Origin of the sequence: Bradyrhizobium sp. CIAT3101 (assembly GCF_029714945.1) — a bacterium.
Taxonomy (GTDB): Bacteria; Pseudomonadota; Alphaproteobacteria; order Rhizobiales; family Xanthobacteraceae; genus Bradyrhizobium.
In genome coordinates this window covers 3,078,341-3,096,942 of the sequence record NZ_CP121634.1, presented here as the reverse complement: position 1 = coordinate 3,096,942, position 18,602 = coordinate 3,078,341, and the positions used below count along the sequence as shown (strand labels likewise).

The 18,602-nt window shown below is 63.4% G+C and carries 14 protein-coding genes; 9 read left to right on the top strand and 5 right to left on the bottom strand.

The features are described 5' to 3' along the window. The first annotated feature begins 66 nt into the window (after positions 1–66). On the top strand, positions 67–1,371 hold the full coding sequence (locus QA645_RS14455; protein ID WP_283051022.1) for a hypothetical protein: 1,305 nt from the start codon (positions 67–69) through the stop codon (positions 1,369–1,371). Here the strand turns inward: QA645_RS14455 and purU are convergent. Beyond that, a complete protein-coding gene (purU, locus tag QA645_RS14450; RefSeq protein ID WP_283053196.1) occupies positions 1,368–2,231 on the bottom strand; it encodes a formyltetrahydrofolate deformylase in 864 nt (287 codons plus the stop codon). The two genes, QA645_RS14455 and purU, sit on opposite strands and share 4 nt — an antisense overlap. A gap of 159 nt (positions 2,232–2,390) precedes the next feature. Between purU and QA645_RS14445 the strand changes: the two genes are divergently transcribed. Next, positions 2,391–3,239, top strand: a complete 849-nt coding sequence (locus tag QA645_RS14445; protein ID WP_283051020.1) for a uroporphyrinogen-III synthase — start codon at positions 2,391–2,393, stop codon at positions 3,237–3,239. On the opposite strand, the gene QA645_RS14440 is transcribed toward QA645_RS14445, so the two are convergent. The 3 genes from QA645_RS14440 to QA645_RS14430 all read right to left on the bottom strand — a co-directional run bounded on the left by QA645_RS14440 (position 3,236) and on the right by QA645_RS14430 (position 8,831). Then, positions 3,236–4,681 carry an adenylate/guanylate cyclase domain-containing protein gene (locus QA645_RS14440; RefSeq protein ID WP_283051018.1) on the bottom strand — a complete coding sequence of 482 codons (1,446 nt, stop codon included), beginning with the start codon at positions 4,679–4,681 and terminating at the stop codon, positions 3,236–3,238. The genes QA645_RS14445 and QA645_RS14440 overlap by 4 nt on opposite strands. Positions 4,682–4,805: 124 nt before the next feature. Then, positions 4,806–5,486, bottom strand: coding sequence for a redoxin family protein (locus tag QA645_RS14435; RefSeq protein ID WP_283051016.1), 681 nt, complete (start codon positions 5,484–5,486; stop codon positions 4,806–4,808). A 21-nt stretch (positions 5,487–5,507) separates the two neighbouring features. Beyond that, on the bottom strand, positions 5,508–8,831 hold the full coding sequence (locus QA645_RS14430) for an adenylate/guanylate cyclase domain-containing protein (protein WP_283051015.1): 3,324 nt from the start codon (positions 8,829–8,831) through the stop codon (positions 5,508–5,510). Positions 8,832–9,123: 292 nt separating this feature from the next. On the opposite strand from QA645_RS14430, the gene QA645_RS14425 reads away from it, so the two are divergent. Beyond that, positions 9,124–10,380 carry an MFS transporter gene (locus tag QA645_RS14425; protein ID WP_283051013.1) on the top strand — a complete coding sequence of 419 codons (1,257 nt, stop codon included), beginning with the start codon at positions 9,124–9,126 and terminating at the stop codon, positions 10,378–10,380. Between the two features lie 93 nt (positions 10,381–10,473). Here the strand turns inward: QA645_RS14425 and QA645_RS14420 are convergent, their stop codons facing one another. Next, positions 10,474–11,148: a Crp/Fnr family transcriptional regulator gene (locus QA645_RS14420; protein ID WP_254132732.1), complete on the bottom strand. Its 675-nt coding sequence runs from the start codon at positions 11,146–11,148 to the stop codon at positions 10,474–10,476. A gap of 337 nt (positions 11,149–11,485) precedes the next feature. Here QA645_RS14420 and QA645_RS14415 point away from each other — a divergent pair, with 337 nt between their 5' ends. The 6 genes from QA645_RS14415 to QA645_RS14390 all read left to right on the top strand — a co-directional run bounded on the left by QA645_RS14415 (position 11,486) and on the right by QA645_RS14390 (position 18,601). Further along, positions 11,486–12,307, top strand: coding sequence for an ABC transporter ATP-binding protein (locus tag QA645_RS14415; RefSeq protein WP_254132733.1), 822 nt, complete (start codon positions 11,486–11,488; stop codon positions 12,305–12,307). Next, on the top strand, positions 12,304–14,235 hold the full coding sequence (locus QA645_RS14410; protein ID WP_283051010.1) for a long-chain fatty acid--CoA ligase: 1,932 nt from the start codon (positions 12,304–12,306) through the stop codon (positions 14,233–14,235). The genes QA645_RS14415 and QA645_RS14410 overlap by 4 nt, the downstream gene beginning before the upstream one ends. A 76-nt stretch (positions 14,236–14,311) precedes the next feature. Beyond that, positions 14,312–15,205: a branched-chain amino acid ABC transporter permease gene (locus tag QA645_RS14405; protein ID WP_283051008.1), complete on the top strand. Its 894-nt coding sequence runs from the start codon at positions 14,312–14,314 to the stop codon at positions 15,203–15,205. Positions 15,206–15,208: 3 nt separating this feature from the next. Continuing rightward, positions 15,209–16,282: a branched-chain amino acid ABC transporter permease gene (locus QA645_RS14400; protein ID WP_283051006.1), complete on the top strand. Its 1,074-nt coding sequence runs from the start codon at positions 15,209–15,211 to the stop codon at positions 16,280–16,282. A gap of 45 nt (positions 16,283–16,327) precedes the next feature. Then, positions 16,328–17,611, top strand: a complete 1,284-nt coding sequence (locus QA645_RS14395; protein WP_283051004.1) for an ABC transporter substrate-binding protein — start codon at positions 16,328–16,330, stop codon at positions 17,609–17,611. A gap of 150 nt (positions 17,612–17,761) precedes the next feature. Next, positions 17,762–18,601 carry an ABC transporter ATP-binding protein gene (locus QA645_RS14390; protein WP_254194618.1) on the top strand — a complete coding sequence of 280 codons (840 nt, stop codon included), beginning with the start codon at positions 17,762–17,764 and terminating at the stop codon, positions 18,599–18,601. The last annotated feature ends 1 nt before the right edge of the window (position 18,602 follow it).

Below are 18,602 nucleotides of genomic sequence, written 5' to 3'. Positions count from 1 at the left end.
TCCGTCGGTTGCCAGACGCTCTCCCCGCCCCTATTGAGGTCGTTCTCCTCTCAAGGAATCCGGTGAATGACTTTAAAGGATAGATGGCGAGCAATTGCCGGTCTCGTCGAAACTCCGGGTGGAATCGGCCTCCTGATTTTCCTGCAGATCGTTATCATCGGCCTCTCCTTGAGAGCCATCACGACTTTCAGCCCGCATTATTTCAGCGCCGCCTCGTTCCATATTTTCTATGACCCGACTCGATTGCGGGTGGCCGTCGCAGTGGTCGCGGCCTTCGCCCTTGTCGGCACGATCTTCTTGGTAGCCCGCTTTAGTTTCGGATATCTGGCCGGATTCTATCTCTATTCGATGATCGTGGGCTATCTCTGGCTCAACTGCTTCAGCGATTTCAACTACGATCACAAATTGGCTGCATGGTCTGCGGCGTTTTCGGCTGCCGCGTTTCTGGTCCCCGCCACGCTGATCGCCTCCCCCGTCCGCAGAACATACGAACTTCCCGCGAGAATGTTCGAGCACTTGCTGACGCTCATCCTGTTATTGTCCCTGGCGACGATCACAATTGGTGCAATCTACAATTTCAGAATCGTAACCATCGAAAACATCTACAGCTACCGCGATGAGCTCGCCTTTCCCGCCGGACTTAGGTACGCGATCGGGATCACCACCACCGCCCTGCTGCCCTTCGCTTTTGCCTGTTTCGTTGCGCGAGGAAACATGTGGCGCGCGGCTGCGGTGCTGGTTCTGTCCCTGCTGTTTTATCCGGTCACGCTGACCAAGTTCGCTATTTTTACACCGGTCTGGCTGGTCTTCGTTGCTTTCCTCGCCCGATATTTCGGATCCAGAACGGCTGTCATTTTCTCCCTGTTGCTGCCATTGCTTGCAGGACTCCTGACCTCCATTATTGCGGTGTTGCCGACCCTCTTCTACACAATCAATTTTCGGATGATGATCATCCCGTCGAACGCTTTCGACATCTACAACGATTATTTCTCCAGGCACGAGCTGACTCATTTCTGTCAGATCGGATTGCTGAAGCCGTTCCTGTCATGTCCCTACAACGAACCGCTGACGAACGTGATGAAGCAAGCCTATGAACTCGGATATTTGAATGCGTCGCTGTTTGCGACCGAAGGCATCGCCTCCGTCGGCCCCCTGCTCGCACCGATCACGGCGTTCGCATGCGGGCTGGTCATCGCTTTCGGCAATCGTCTGTCTGCGGATCTGCCGCCCGAATTTGTCTTGATCTCCGGCGCGATCCTGCCGCAGGTCTTGCTCAACGTTCCCCTATCGACCACGCTTCTGACGCACGGGGCCGCGGTACTCTTTCTGCTCTGGTACGTAACGCCGCGGGCGATGTTCGCACGCGCCTAGTCCACGAACACCACCGTCTTGCGGCCGTTGAGGAGGACGCGGTCGTCGAGGTGATAGCGGATCGCGCGCGCCAACACGCGGCGCTCGATGTCGCGGCCCTTGCGGACGAGATCTTCCGGCGTGTCGCGGTGGCTGATGCGCTCGACGTCCTGGTCGATGATCGGGCCTTCGTCGAGGTCGCGCGTGACGTAATGGGCGGTCGCACCGATCAGCTTCACACCGCGCTCATGCGCCTGGTGATAGGGCTTTGCGCCCTTGAAGCCCGGCAGGAACGAGTGATGGATGTTGATGCAGCGGCCGGAGAGCTTGGCCGACAGGTCATCCGACAGGATTTGCATGTAGCGGGCGAGCACCACCAAATCGGTCCCGGTCTTGGCGACGAGATCGAGGATCTGCGCCTCCTGCTCGCTCTTGGTCTCCTTGGTGACCGGCAAATAGTGAAACGGGATGCTGCCGAAATCGAGCCCGGCATAGACCTCGCGCGGATGGTTGGAGACGATCGCGGCCAGGGTCATCGGCAACTCGCCGGTGCGCCAGCGATAGAGGATGTCGACCAGGCAGTGGTCCGACTTCGACACCAGCAGCATCACCTTGCGATGCGCGGCACGGTCGCGCATCTGCCACTCCATGCCGAAACGCTCGGCGATCGCAGCAAAGCCGGTCTGGAGCGCAGACAGCTCCACGGCAAGATCGGCCGCGGTGAAGACGACGCGCATGAAGAATTTCTTGGTCTCGACGTCGTCGAACTGCTGGGCGTCGAGAATGTTCTGTCCGGAATTCGCCAGGAAGGTCGACACCGCCGAGACGATGCCGGGTCGATCCGGACAGGACAGGGTCAGAACATATTGATGATCGGGCATGACTTTGAAGAATTGGCTCTTGATGACGGTTTGTGCAACGGCGGCGGAACGACCCGCGACTTGCATCCTGCTCTAGCACCGAGGCGACCCTTGCGCCAATCCCGGCGACGGTGTCAAAGTGAACGGACGATTGCGATTTCTGCTCACCGGAGCACGCCCATGGCCGACCGTTTGACCGGCACCCGCATCCTGATCCTGGAAACCCGCGAGGAGGCGCAGTTTTCAAAGCTCCTGGCCGAGCAAGGCGCCGAGGTCGTGCAGTGTCCGATGTTCACCATCCAGGACGCCCCGGACCCTGCTCCTGTCGAGGCCTGGATCCGCCGCGCCATCGACAGGCCGTTCGACGACCTCGTGCTGATGACCGGTGAGGGCCTGCGGCGGATCATGAAGCTCGCGCGCGCACGCAGCCTCGACCAGGCATTTGTCGCGGCGCTGGCCCAATCGCGAAAGTTCACGCGCGGGCCGAAGCCCGGCAAGGCGCTGCGCGAGATCTCGCTCGAGGCGCAGCAGACCACTGAGAAACCCACCACCGAGGGCGTGATCGAGATGCTGGGCAAGCTCGACCTCAGGGGACGCCGCCTCGGGCTTCAGCTCTATCCGGACAAGGATCACGGCGCACTGACCGGCGCTCTGGCCGCGCAAGGGGCCGAGGTCGATACCGTGCTGCCTTATGCCTATGACTCGAAGGCTGCGGACGCCAACATCGTCGCCGCCATCGAGGACATGGCGGAGGGACGGATCGATTCCATCGCGCTCACCAATCTCGGCCAGGTCCGCCGCCTGATCGAGGCCGCCAAGGCCCATGGCAGCGAGGCGAAATTGCGCGCGGGATTCGAGCGGACACTGATCGCCTCGGTCGGACCGGCCGTCTCCGGCGAACTCGCCGCGCACGGTCTGCGCACCGACATCTCGCCTGCGGAAGACGCCTATTTCATGCGTCCGCTGATCTCGGCGATGGCGGCGGCGCTCGCGGAGAAGCTGCCGCCAAAAGGCGCACAACGGCCCTAGCCGCGCATGACACGATACACGCTGGCGTTTCCTTCAACGCCGCGAAGCGGCGCATCGAAGACTGCGATTGTATGCCCGGACAGAAGATCGCTTACGCCCGGCGCCGAATACAACGCCTCCGAGATGCAAATCTCGCCCGCGTCCGCCAGAGACTGCACGCGCGCGGCAACATTCACGGTCTGACCGAAATAATCCAGATTGTCATTCAGGGTTACGGCGATCGAAGGGCCGCAATGGGCTCCGATCTTCAGGATGATGCTCGGCCCGCCATGCTCGGAGTTGTGGCGTTCGATGTCCCCCAGCATGTGGAGCGCCGCCGAAACCGCGTCCGCTGGACGAGAGAAGACCGCCATGACCGCGTCCCCGATCGTCTTGACGATGGCCCCGGAATGTTCCTGGACGGTCGCACCGAGCAGGGCAAAATGTTCGCGGACCAGCGCATAGGCATTGAGATCGCCGAGCCGTTCGTACATCGCGGTCGAGCCTTTGAGGTCCGTGAACAGCAAGGTCACCTGCCGGATACCGAGGCCTTCCTTCTCGTCCACGCGTTCTGACCTGAACAGGCGGCGAAACGTCTGTCTTGCAAGCAACATCCCACCGGACATGTAGGGCTCGAAATCAAGCGGCGGCTTGGTCGACTGTGCCAGAACTTCAGGCGGCCAATTGATCAGGAGCAAGGAGCCTCGCGTCACTCCGGAGTTCATCACCTCGACAATGACGGGACCGGGCGGTACGGCGGCCAGCGAAGACGAAAAACGCTGCCCATCGTATCCAATTCGCAGGATTGTCGGTGTGGTCGTCGGATCGCCGGCCACCGCAACGGCGAACGCAGCCTGGGTTTGAATATTGACCCCCGCCAGAGCACCGGGACCGAGCTCGCAGCGAACGGTCGTGGCGGAGCCTGGCGGCAGGAACGAAAGGCCGCGAACGAAGGCATGCAAATAATCGAGAAACCGGATCTGCCGGCCTGGTATCCGCGCGTCATTCAGGAATCGAAGCTTCCAATGGAAATCCTCGACCGAAAGGGAGGCGGGATCATGAAACGGAAGCCGCCGGAGTTGCGGCGACACCGTGAACGTGACCTCGATGAAATCGTCGAGATCGGTCTCGCCGGTGACGTCGCACAAGCCGCAAACATAGTGGGTCTTGAGCGTGCGCAAGGCGCCGAAGCTATCGAGCACCATGCCGGATTGCGGACAAACAACGTCCCAGCTCATCTCGAACAGCCCGCTTCTGGTCGCGTGGAGAAACAGGTCTATGCTTTCGGGCTCGGCTATGGCGCGGTCGCGCGCGAATGCCAGAGGATTGACGCGGTAGAGCGATAAATCGTCACCGCTCCTGATGAGCGTTTCGAATTTTGAGATCACGCGGGGGCTCCAGGATCGGGCCCGCTCGATCTCGGTCATCTTGCTTTCGAGGAGCCTTTCCTGAATCTGGGTCATTGTACGCCAGGGTCATTGCCTTCGTCATGGACAGGCGTGGTCACGACAATGACGGCTGCACCTCGAGCGCACAGGGCTGATGCCTTCCGCGGCCAAGGGCAGCGCGCCAACCAGCCGACGGCGGCTAGCCTGCCACCTGCGAAGCAGCCGACATCAATTCCTGCGGGCTCGGCATCCCGAACATGCGACGGCCGCCTTCGGGGACCTCGGTAAAGGTCCAGCGTACGACCCCTTCCCGATCGAGCAGGAACTGGCCGAACAGCTGGCCGTGGCCGGTCGCCAGCATGCGCTGGTCGGCTTCCGTGATTTCGTAGCCATCTTTTTTGTTGAGGATGTCGGACGCCGCAACCGGATTCATCGGCTCCGGCAATTCGTCCGGCAGATTCATCTGCATGCCCATCACGACGTTCATGCCCACCTTGCGCGGCCATTCAGTCTCGCTCTCGGTGAACTCGAGATTGGGCAGGCCAAACGCGCGGTGCGACACCCGCTCGGGGTCAGACGCGGCGAACAGATTGGGCAATGGATGATATCGGAAGTAGAGCCGCGCCCGATCGATCGGCGTATGGACGACGGTGAGGCTTTCGACACCCTTGTCGCGCAGGGCCGCGTCAAGCTGTGCCTGTGCCGCAATATGGCGGCGGCAGAACGGGCAGTGCAGACCTCGAAACAGGCCCACCAATATCGGACTATGGCCGCGAAAATCCTCGAGTGCGACCTTCCCGTCGCGCGTGATGGCGTCCAGCACGATGTTGGGCGCGCGATCGCCCGGTTGAAGCGGTCCATCGACATGATGTTCTGACATGGTTGAACTCCTTCACATGACCTAGTCAAGAAATGGCAGTACAATCAGTCCGGCGGGATCAAGCCCGTGCCTGGTGCAGACATCATCGGCCAGCGCGAAATAGCGCTCCGCCTCGGGCATGTCGCCACGATCAAGGTTCAGTGTCGCAAGACCATCATAGCACGGAAAGAGCTGCTGTGGCTCGCCGATCTCGCTCGCCACCGCGATGGCCTCGTTGTAGCAGCGCGCCGCGAGATCAGGACGGAAGTGGCATTGATGGATCTGCCCGAGCACGATCAGGGGCACCGGGAGATGCTCGCGCTGGTCGAGCGCACGATCGATCTCGATCGCCTTTTCGGCCGCCGGCACCCCTTCGTCGGTACATCTGTCCGTGAAAGTGCAGCAGGCGACGGCAAAGTTGGCCAGGAGACGCGCCTGGAAGCCGAGATCGCCGATACGATGCGCGACATCGAGCCCACGCCGGCAAACGTCGATGGCTTGCGCCGGGTCGATCAGCGTGTAGAGCACCCCGAGGTTGGTGTAGCCGCGGCACGCCACGTTGAGGATGCCGGCGGCTTCGGCAGCCGCGACACTTTGCTCCACCTCGCGCACCGCCTCCTGGTGTCGCCCAAGCCGCGCCAGCGCAACCCCTTTGGTGTTGAGTGCCTCCGCAATGGCGCGCGCCGCCTCGAGCCCGGCCTGCCCGTCTGCGTCCGCCGACACGGAGCGTGCGTAACCGAGAGCCTCGTCGGCCCACCGCGCGGCAGCGACGTGATCGCCCACGCGACATGCCAGACGGCCGCGCTCCTGCAGGAGGTGCGCCCACTCGATCGGAGCGTCGGTGCCGGCCAGCCGTTCTGCCGCCTCGGCATAGTGCACCTCTGCGTTGACGCGCTTGCCGGCATCCCACAACAATCGGCCGAGCTTGCGAAGAATTCGCGCCTCGCCGATGCAATCTCCCACCGCGCGGTGCCCCTCCAGCGCGCCCTGGTAATGCTCCTCGGCCACGCTTCGGCGGCCGGCCACGCGACAGAGGTCCGCGATCCGCTCGTACAGGACCAGGCATTCCGGCTCCCGTTCGACGCCGGTCAGTACGGCGAGGGACTGCTGATAGAAGCGAAGCGCATCGTCATTGGCGTAACTTCCGCGGGCGCGATCGCCGGCCGCGCGCAGATAGCGCGCGCCTTTCGGCTTGTTCGCGCTCAGACTGAAGTGGTGTCCGAGCAGCACGAGATCTTCGAGCCGCTCCGGCTCGTTGCCATAGAGCCGCTCCAGCGCGGCTCCGATCCGTCCATGAAGCTCGATCCGGCGCTGCAGGAGCAGGTTCTGATAGATGACGTCCTGAAGCATGGTTTGCGTGAAGCGGTAGGTCCGCAGCGAAATCGAGTTCGAGCCGGCGACCTCCTCGATGATCTCGGCGTCGCACAGGAGTTCGAGCCCTGCTTCGACGCTCGCCCGCTCGGTCGCCGCAGCACCGAGCACAGCCGCATCAAAGCGCGGGCCGATCACTGCGGCCTCCTGGGCCAGGTGGCGCACCCGATGCGGCAAACGGTCGAGACGCGCCAGCAACAGAGCCTGAATGCTCGCCGGAATCTCCGCGGCGGCTTCCTCCGACTTCATTCGCCATAGCGCGCCATCGCGTTGCAGGGCGCCGGCTTCGATGAGGCCGCGGATGATCTCCTCGAGGAAAAGCGGATTGCCGCCCGCGCGTTCGAGGATCCGATTGAACAGCCGTCCCGGTGGCTCGCACCAGCCGTGACTGAAATAAGCCGCCAGCAGCTTTTGTCCGTCGGTGTCGCCAAGTGGAGGCAGCCGAAGGGTCGTATGACTGATCCGGCCGGAGCCGAACTGGTCCAGCTCCAGCATTGGCCGATGTGTAAACAGCAGCATCAGCCGCGTCCGCTCCAGACGGTCCATCAGGAACCGCAGCGCTTCCAGCGATACCGCATCGGCCCAGTGCAGGTCCTCGACGATGATCAGAAGCGGCGACAAGGCGAGGCGCCGTTCGAAGACGGTGCGGATCGCGAAAAAGATCTGCCGGCGGAGCTGTTCCGGCTCGACATGCCTGAGCACGGCGTTGGGGTCGCCAAGACCAAGGACGTGCAAATAGAGAGGCATCAGGTGGTCGGCCTCCTCGGCCGGGATGCCAAGCTCTGACAGCGCTTCGGCAACCTTTGCCTCCGCCTCCGCGGCGTCGGCCTTCTGCGCGATGCCGTAGGCACTGCGCAGCACGGCGGCGAGTGTGCCGTAGGATTGTTCGCCCAGCGGCGAACAGACTGCATGCCGGATCGCCACGCCTGCGAAGGGATCCTCATCGCGAATGCGCGCGACGAATTCGTTGACCAGGCGCGTTTTCCCGATCCCCGCTTCGCCGACCAGCCGCACCAGTTGAGCCGCCCCGCCGCACGCGCGATCAAGGCTGCCGATCACGCGCGCAAGCTCGGCGTCGCGCCCGATCAGCGGCGCATCGAGGCCCAGCGCGTCGAGGCCTCGTGCCGCACGGGGCGTCTCGAGCGGTCCCCTCAAGCGATGGACCAGAACGCTGCCCATCTTGCCCTTGAGCGAGACCTCGCCAAGCGACTCATAGGAGAACGCGTGCCGCGTCAGACGATGGGTCAAGGGCCCGACCAGCACCTCGCCCGGAGCCGCCATGGACTGCAGTCGCTGGGCGGTATTCACGGTATCGCCGGTCACCGAGTAGGATTTCGCAACGCCCACACCCAGCCCACCCGCGACGACGTGCCCGGTGTTGATTCCGACATGGAGCAGGAGTGGTGAGCCGGCATACGTCTTCGCACGTTCGCTGAGCCGCGCCGTCCGGCCGATCATGTCGAGGGCTGCGCAGACCGCCCGCTCCGGGTCATCCTCGTGCGCGGCCGGTGCGCCAAACAGGGCAAGCAGCGCATCGCCGATAAATTTGTCCACGAAACCGCCAAAGCTTTGCACCGCGGCGGTCAGTTCCTCGAACAATTCGTTCTGCAGCGTCTGCATAACCTCGGGATCGAGCCGCTCGCTCATCGCGGTGAAGCCGCTGAGGTCGGCAAACAGCACGGTGACGGTGCGGCGGTTTGCTTCGTTATCGATTTTATCCGCCTGCGGCCGAAATGCGTGTTGAGTCTCGAACGCCGGCACGAGCGGTGGAGAGGACGACGACCTGACCGGAGCCGTCATCGCGCTCGTGCGCCGCAATGCCCGCTCGCCGCTCGGGGTGGCCTCACCGACAAGCGTGCCGCATTTGGGGCAGTAGACGAAATCAGGAGCGCATGGAAAACCGCAGCCAGCGCACGCACTCGGCTGCTTCGTGCCGCACTTCGGGCAGAAGGCAAAACCGCTCTGAACCTCAGAACCGCAACCCGAGCACGTCATGGCTCAAGACCTGGCGGAATCCGCGATCTGCTGGACCGATCCAATCGGCCCAGAATGGGCTCGGTGCGCAGGAAGTGCAAGCGGCGGACCGGGCTACCCCTCCCGTAGGGGACCCGCACCGCGAGGCGACGTCGTGGATGGGCACGCGAACGGCAGCTGCTGCGCGCCAACCCGCAGCCACATGCTGGCATGCGATAGCGTCAATTGACACAACCACCATCACCGCTACGCTGCCGAACAGAAGAACAAATAATTAAGGGCCGGGAATCGCCGTGAAACCCGTCAACGCATCTTGAGCACACCCACAAGACCATCCGCGCTCGCGCCATTCCGCATCCGCAACTATCGCTTCCAGTGGCCGTCCGACCTGCTCACCTCCTGGGCGTTCGAGATCGAGACGCTGGTGCTCGGCTGGTACATCCTGGTCGCGACGGGCTCGGTGCTGCTGCTCACCATTCTCGCATCGCTGCAATATGTCGGGACGTTGGTCGCGCCCGTGCTCGGGATGGTCGGTGATCGCATCGGTCACCGCGATCTTCTCGTCATGCTGCGTCTCACCTATACCGTCCTCGCCTCGACCATCATGCTGCTGGCGCTGACCGGTCACCTGGCTCCGCTCAAGGTGATGATCATCGTGACGATCATGGGCCTGATCCGCTCCTCGGATCTCGGCCTACGCAGCGCACTGCTCGCCGACATCATGCCGAGCGAGCTGCTGGTGGGGGCGATCAGCCTGTCACGCACCACCCAGGACAGCGCGCGCATCGCCGGGGCGCTGACCGGAGCCGGACTGTTCGCGACCTTCGGCATCGGCAAGGTCTACATGGTGATCGCCTGCCTGTATTTTGCGGCCGCTGTTCTCATGTTCTGCCTGACCCGACCGGCGAAGTCCGCGGAGCATCGCCTGGTGGAAAGCCATTCGGGCTCGCGGCTGCTGCGCGATCTCAAGGAAGGCATCGTTTATTCCTGGAACGGGCCGGCCATGCTGGCAGCGCTTTGCGTCGCATTCCTCGCCAATCTCACCGCGTTTCCGCTGACGAATGGATTGCTGCCCTTCATCGCGCGCGACATCTTTCATACCGACCAGACCGGCCTCGGTTATCTCTCGGCGAGTTTCGCCCTGGGCTCGCTGATCGGCTCCATCACACTCAGCCTGGTGGGTGGCCTGCGCATTGCCCGGCTTCTGATCGGCGCCACGCTTGCCTGGTACACGTTGCTGCTGGTGTTCGTCGAAATCAGGACCATGCCCGTAGCCATGGCCTGCCTCGTGCTGGCCGGCATCGCCCAGAGCATGTCGATGATCTCGGCAGCCGTGATCCTGATGCGGACGGCGAGCGCACACCTGCGTGGCCGCGTCATGGGAGTGCGCATGATGGTGATCTACGGCCTGCCGATCGGATTGCTCGCGGCCGGCAGCCTGATCGACGTCATCGGCTATTCTGCAACGGGGTCGCTCTACGCCGCTGCGGGCTTCATCGCGATGCTGGCCATCGCCATCCGCTGGCGCGCCGACCTCTGGCCGGTGCACGCGCCCGCCAATGCGCGCTAGAGTCGCGTTCCGATGAATCGGAACGCGACTCTAGATTCTCATTTTGACGCGTTTTCTTAACGCGAACCGGCATCCACTTCGCTCGAAAACGCTCTAATCCCCGTATCCGCGCAGCCGCTCGACATTGAGGATCGTGACGCCGCCGTACTCCAGCCGCAGCAACCCCTCCTTCTCCAGCCGGTTCAGCGCGCGGTTGGCGTTCTGCCGCGACATGCCGGAGAGCGCGCCGATCTCCTCCTGGGTGATCTCCAGATGCGCGGTCGATTCCGGATAGAGGATCGGATTGAACAGCGAGGCGATGCTGCGCGCGAGGCGCGAAGTCGCATCGAGCGTGCGGTTGACCTCGAGCATGCCGATGAACTGGCCGAGCCGCTCGTTGAGCTGGCGCACCAGGAAGCGGTTGAAGCCGACACTGTTCTCGAACAGCCACATGAAGGCGCTGCGCTCCATCAGCGCCACCCGGCTGTCGCGCAGCGCGACCACGTCGTAGCGGCGCGGCTCGTTCTTGAGCACACTGCCTTCGCCGAACCAGGCGCCCGCCGTAAGCCCCGCAAGGCTGGTCTCCTTGCCGTCACGCGAGACGCCGCCCATGCGGGCAAGACCGCTCACCATGCCGGCCCAATAATCGAATTTGTCGCCGCGCATGAACACGGTCTCGCCGGTGCCGTAGGACCGCTCCGTGATCCCGGCGCGGGCCACCTCGATCTCCGCTGGCGTGAGCTCGCGCGACCAGGCGGCCACGCGCTTCAGTTGATCCTCTGAAATCATGATCGAGAGGCCAGCCGCACCGTTTCGTCACTCCATCCTTCTGCTGCACTGCAGCACGATCATTCCGACCCCCATCCGACGAAAGGAGTAAGTCGCTGCAGCCCTGAAAACTTTGTCGCAGAATTGTCAGGCCGGAGACATTTCAAAATAGCGCTTTCCCCTATTGAGAGCCACCTCGGGTGATGCGGCTTTTGATCCCAAACGGGGACGAAAGTGGCGCGGCTCCGGTCGGGACCATGTGTTGCATGGCCTCACCGGCACGACCGTACTAGGATTGCCCGAGAGGAACGGACGAAGAGCGCCACTGAATGCGCCATCACCGGGAGGGATTTGTTTGGTGGCTACCAGTCTCGAAGTGCGCGGCGTGTCCTTGCGGTTCGGCGGCGTTCGCGCGCTGACCGACGTCAGCTTCGCCATCAACGAGGGCGAGCTGTTCTCGATCATCGGCCCCAACGGGGCCGGCAAGACCTCGATCGTGAATTGCATCTCCGGGCGCTACAAGCCGACCGAAGGCCAGCTGTTCTACCAGGGCCGCGACATCACCGGGCTGACGCCGAATGCGCGTCCCAAGCTCGGCATCGGCCGCACCTTCCAGAACCTGGCGCTGTTCCACCACATGAGCGTGCTCGACAACATCATGGTCGGCCGCCATCACCTGTTGAAGAACAATTTCCTCACGGGTTCGCTCTACTGGCTCACCGGCGCGCGCAAGGAAGAGCTCGAGCACCGCCGCAAGGTGGAAGAGATCATCGACTTTCTCGACCTCCAATCGGTGCGCAAAGCCACCGCCGGCACCCTCTCCTACGGCCTGCGCAAGCGCGTCGAGCTTGCGCGTGCCATGGCGCTGGAGCCGCGCCTCATCCTCCTCGACGAGCCGATGGCCGGCATGAATTTCGAGGAGAAGGAGGACATGGCCCGCTACATCGTCGACCTCAACGAGGAATTCGGGATGACGGTGGTGATGATCGAGCACGACATGGGCGTGGTGATGGACATCTCCCACCGCGTCATGGTGCTGGATTTCGGCCGCAAGATCGCCGAGGGCGACCCCGCCGCCGTGCTCGCCGATCCCCACGTCAGGCGCGCCTATCTCGGCGAGGAAGACGAGACGCTGGTCGATCCGGACGATGCCCCTCCGGCGCAGGAGAGCGCGGCATGATGGATTACGCAGGCCGCGTCGCCCAGGCCGACACCTATCCGAAAATGCTCCGGCTCAATGCCAAGGAGCACGGCAACGAGATCGCGCTACGCGAAAAGGATCTCGGCCTCTGGCGTCCGTTCACCTGGAACGATTACCAGACCCGCGTGCGCGATTTCGCGCTAGGCCTGGTCGAACTGGGCCTTGGCCGCGGCGATGTCATCGGCATCATCGGCGATAACCGTCCGGACTGGGTCGCGGCGGAAGTGGCGGCGCATGCGATCGGCGGATTGAGCCTCGGGCTCTATCGCGATGTGCTCGATGAAGAGGCCTTGTATCTCCTCAACTATGGCGAAGCGCAGCTCGTCTTCGCCGAGGACGAGGAGCAGGTGGACAAGCTGCTGGCGCTGGCCGAGCGCGTGCCGCGGCTCAAGCACATCATCTATTCCGACCCGCGCGGGATGCGGAAATATGACGACCCGCGCCTGATGTCGGCAGAAAAATTCGCCGAGCTCGGCCGTACCAGGGCCGCGCGCGAGCCGGAGCTTTACGACAGGCTGGTCGATGCCACCAAGGGGGAGGATGTTGCGATCCTCTGCACCACGTCGGGCACGACGTCGCATCCGAAGCTCGCGATGCTCGCCGCCGGTCGCGTGCTCGGCCATTGTGCGACCTATCTCGCCTTCGACCCGAAAGGCCCCGACGACGAATATGTCTCGGTGCTGCCGCTGCCCTGGATCATGGAACAGGTCTATGTGCTCGGCAAAGGCCTGCTCTGCCGGATGAAGATCAACTTCGTCGAAGAGCCGGATACGATGATGAACGATCTGCGCGAGATCGCGCCGACATTCGTGTTGTTCGCGCCGCGGGCCTGGGAATCCATCGCGGCGGACGTCCGCGCCAAGGTGATGGATGCGACGCCGTTCAAGCAACGGCTGTTCGACATCGGCATGAAGTCGGGTCTGGCCGCGCTCGAACAGGGCAAGCGCTCGGGCTTTGCCGACGCGATCCTGTTCCGCGCGCTGCGCGACCGGCTCGGTTTCACGCGGCTGCGCTCGGCCGCGACCGGCGGCGCCGCGCTCGGGCCCGACACCTTCAAGTTCTTCCAGGCCATGGGCGTGCCGCTGCGCACGCTCTACGGTCAGACCGAACTGCTGGGAGCTTACACGCTGCATCCCGCGGGCAAGGTCGACCCTGACACGACGGGCGTGCCGATGGCGGACAGCGTCGAGATCCGCATCGACAATGCCGACGTCCACGGTGTCGGCGAGATCGTGGTGCGGCACCCCAACATGTTCCTCGGCTATTACAAGAATCCCGAGGCCAGCGTCGCCGACATCAGGGACGGCTGGATGCTGTCGGGCGATGCCGGCTATTTCAACGCGGACCGCCAGCTCGTCGTCATCGACCGCATCAAGGATCTCGCGGAGACCTCGCGCGGCGAGCGCTTCTCGCCGCAATTCATCGAGAACAAGCTGAAGTTCTCGCCCTACATCGCGGAAGCCGTCGTGCTGGGCGCCGGCCGCGACGCGCTCGCCGCGATGATCTGCATCCGCTACTCCATCATCTCGAAATGGGCGGAGAAAAACCGGCTCTCGTTCACGACGTACAGCGACCTCGCCTCGCGGCCCGAAGTCTACAGGCTGCTCCAGAAGGAAGTCGAGACCGTCAACGCCACGCTGCCGCCGGCACAGCGCATCTCGCGCTTCCTGCTGCTCTACAAGGAGCTCGACGCCGATGACGGCGAGCTCACGCGCACGCGAAAGGTGCGCCGCAGCGTCATCAACGAGAAATACGAAGGCATCATCGACGCCATCTATCGCGGAGCAGCCGACATCCCCGTCGACACCGTGATCCGCTTCCAGGACGGCACCACGCAGCGTGTGCGCACGACGCTCCGCGTGGTCGATCTCGGCGAACACGGGCCCATGGCGGAGGCCGCGGAGTGAATTCGCTTCCGATGCAGAACCCGCAATTGATCCACCCCTTCTCGCGCCGTTACGGAGAGGCGAAGGACAGCATCACATGAACAGCGCCTTCCTTATCCAGCTCCTGGTCAACGGCCTCGTGGTCGGCACGCTCTATGGCGTGGTCGCGATGTCGTTCGTGCTGATCTACAAGGCGACGCAGGTCGTCAATTTCGCGCAAGGTGAAATGCTGCTGGTCGGCGCTTGGGTATGCTGGGCGTTGCTCGCCAAATACCAGGTGCCGTTCTGGATCGGCATGCCGATGACGCTGGTGTTCATGTTCGTGTTCGGCATCGCGATCCAGGTGCTGATCCTGCGGCCGATGATCGGCGAACCCATTATTTCTGTCATCATGGTGACGATCGGCCTCTCCACCGTGCTGCAGGCGACGCTGAAATGGATGTTTGGCGTCAATCCGCAGCCGTTCCCGCGCGTGTTCGAGAGCCAGTCGGTCGGCCTGTTCGGCCTCCAGATCCAGACCGTCTATGTCATGAGCCTGGTCGTGTCGGTCGCGATGATGATCGGCATGGCCTGGTTCTTCCGCGCCTCGAAATACGGCCTCGCGATGCGCGCCACCGCGTTCAACCAGCAGGTGGCGCAGTCGCTCGGCATTTCCGTGAAGAGCGTGTTCGCAATGGCCTGGGCGATCTCCGCCACCGTCTCCGCGGTCGCCGGCGTGGTCGTCGCCGTGGTCAACGGCGTGTCGTCGGGCCTTGCCGCCTACGGCATAAAAGTGTTTCCGGCGGCGATCCTCGGCGGGCTCGATTCCGTCGGCGGCGCGGTGCTCGGCGGCATCATCATCGGGGTGCTCGAGAACGTCGCGCAATATGTCGACAGCCAATACCTGCACTGGGGCAATCTCTACGAGATCGCGCCGTTCTACGTCCTCATCATCGTGCTGATGATCAAGCCTTACGGCCTGTTCGGCACCCACGACATCGAGCGGATCTGATCCATGGCCGGCCCTGCCCTCATCCCTGCTGGTGATTTCCGCACCTCCTACGCGGCCGACACCACGATCTTCCCGACCACGACCAGCCGCAACTTTGCGATTGCCGGCGTCTTGCTGCTTTGCCTCGTGCCGCAAGTCCTCGGCGGCTACTGGCTCAGCATCCTGATCCAGATCGGTATCTTCTCGATCGCGGCGCTCGGGCTGAACATCCTGGTCGGCTTCACCGGCCAGATCTCGATCGGGCATGCCGCCTTCTTCCTGCTCGGCGCCTTCACCTCGGCCTACATCTCCAACAACGCGCCGATCCCGGTGTTCTTCGCGATCCCGCTCGCCGGTGTCGTCACCGCGCTGGTCGGGCTGATCTTCGGCATTCCGGCGGCGCGCCTGAAGGGGCTTTACCTCGTCATCGCGACGCTGGCCGCCCAATATATCCTGCTCGACTTCTTCTCACGTGCCGAATGGTTTTCCGGCGGCTCCGTGCCGGCGAGCGCCGAGCCGTTCTCGATTCTGGGCTACACTTTGCGCGGCGATAAGCAATATTTCTACGTCGTGCTGGCCTATGTGCTCTTCAGCTACGTCCTCGTCACCAATTTGATGCGCACCCGCGATGGCCGCGCGCTGGTGGCGATCCGCGACCATTATCTCTCCGCCGAGATCATGGGCATCAACCTCACCAAATACCGCACGCTGTCGTTCGGGCTCGCCGCGTTCTTCGCCGGCATCGCCGGCGCGCTCTACGCGCATTACCAGCTGGTGGTCTCGCAGGAAGGGTTTGGTATCGAGCGCTCGATCCTGTTCCTCGCCATGATCATCATCGGCGGCACCGGCTCGATCATGGGCACGCTGATGGGCACGGCCTTCGTGGTGCTGTTGCCGGAATCGATGGAATTCATCAGCCTCTCACTGAAGGGCGGCGCGATCGACAAGGCGTTGTCGCTCAACAACAACATCACCTTCCTGCGCGAGATCGCGATCGGGGTGATCATCATCGCGTTCTTGATGTTCGAGCCGGACGGGCTCGCGCATCGCTGGCGGCAGATCAAGGCATACTGGAAACTCTACCCGTTCTCGCACTGAGCGCGGGCTGCTTCACTTAAACAATAAAACCGGAGGAACCGACCCATGACAATGAAGTCCCTTTTGAGCACCGCATCGCTCGCGCTTGTGATCGCGGCATACTCCGCGAGCGCGCAGGCGCAGATCGCGATCGGGCATCTCGCCGATTATTCCGGCGGCACCTCCGACGTCGGCACGCCCTACGGCCAGGCCGTCGCCGACACCTTTGCCTGGGTCAACAAGAACGGCGGCGTCGGCGGCAAGCAGCTCAGCGTCGACACCAACGATTACGGCTACCAGGTGCCGCGCGCGATCGCGCTCTACAAGAAATGGTCGGCGCCGGACAGCAAGGTCGCCGCGATCATGGGCTGGGGCACGGCTGACACCGAAGCGCTGACCGGCTTCCTCGCCCAGGACAAGATCCCCGACCTCTCGGGCTCCTATGCCGCCGCCCTGACCGATCCTGAAGGCACCAGCGGCAAGGCCAAGCCCGCGCCCTACAATTTCTTCTACGGCCCGAGCTATTCAGACTCGCTGCGCGCGATGCTGATCTGGGCCGCCGAGGACTGGAAGGCCAAGGGCAAGCCCGGTAAGCCGAAATTCGTCCACATGGGCGCCAACCATCCGTACCCGAACGCGCCGAAGGCTGCCGGCGAAGCGATGGCGCAGGAGCTCGGTTTCGAGGTGCTGCCGCCGCTGGTGTTCGCGCTCGCGCCGGGTGACTACAGCGCGCAGTGCCTGAGCCTGAAATCCTCCGGCGCCAACTACGCCTATCTCGGCAACACCGCGGCCTCCAACATCTCGGTGATGAAGGCCTGCAAGACCGCCGGCGTCGAGATCCAGTTCCTCGGCAATGTCTGGGGCATGGACGAGAACGCCGCCAAGACCGCGGGTGACGCTGCCAACGGCGTGATCTTCCCGCTGCGCACCGCGGTGAGCTGGGGCGGTGACGCGCCCGGCATGAAGACGGTGATGGAGATCTCCAAGATGTCCGACCCCACCGGCAAGGTCTATCGCCCGGTTCACTACGTCGCGGCGGTTTGCTCGGCGCTCTACATGAAGGAGGCGCTTGACTGGGCCACCAAGAACGGCGGCGCCACCGGCGACAACGTCGCCAAGGGCTTCTACCAGAAGAAGGATTGGGTGCCGGCCGGCATGGAAGGCGTCTGCGCGCCTTCGACCTGGACCGACAAGGACCATCGCGGCACGCTCAAGGTCGAGCTCTATCGCACCGAGATCTCGGGCGCGACCGACGGCGACCTCAACGACCTCATGGCCAAGGGCACGATCAAGCTCGAGAAGGTCAAGACCGTCGAGCTGCCGCGCAAGCCGGAACTGCTGGGCTGGTGATGCAATCTCGGACGTCATGGCCGGGCAAAAGCGCGAAGCGCGTCTTCGCGCAGATGTCCCGGCCATCCACGTCTGACCTCACCCACAAAGTACGTGGATGCCCGGGACAAGCCCGGGCATGACGAGCGCAGCAAATTGGCGGCACCGAACATGACCGACATCCTCGAAGCATCCCGCGCCAAACCGACGGCCGTGGCCCCCGCTCCCCTCCTCGCCGTGCGCAACATCGAGGTCGTCTATGACGACGTCATCCTGGTGCTGCGCGGCCTCAGCCTCGACGTGCCCAAGGGCGCGATCGTGGCGCTGCTGGGCGCCAACGGTGCCGGCAAGTCGACGACGCTGAAGGCGATCTCGGGATTGCTCAAGACCGAGGACGGCGAGGTCACGCGCGGCGAGATCCTGTTCGAGGGCGAGCCCATCGCCGGCATCGATCCCGACAAGATTGTCCGCCGCGGCATCTTCCAGGTGATGGAGGGCCGGCGCATCGTCGCCGACATGACGTCGCTGGAAAACCTCAGGCTCGGCGCCTTCACGCGCAGGGATCGCGAGGTCGATGCCGACCTCGATATGGTCTTCAACTATTTCCCGCGCCTGAAGGAGCGCACGGGACTGGCCGGCTATCTCTCCGGCGGCGAGCAGCAGATGCTCGCGATCGGCCGCGCACTGATGGCACGCCCGAAGATGATCTTGATGGACGAGCCGTCGATGGGCCTGTCGCCACTACTGGTGAAAGAGGTGTTCTCGATCATCCAGAAGATCAACCGCGACCTCGGCGTCACCATCCTGCTGGTGGAGCAGAACGCGCGCGCCGCGCTGTCGGTGGCAAGCCACGGCTACATCATGGAGCAGGGCAAGGTCGTGCTCGACGGCACCGCCGACGAGCTGCGCGACAACGAGGACGTCAAGGAATTCTACCTCGGCGGCGCCGGCGACCAGCGCAAGAGCTTCAAGAACCTGAAGAGTTTTAAGCGGCGCAAACGGTGGCTCTGAG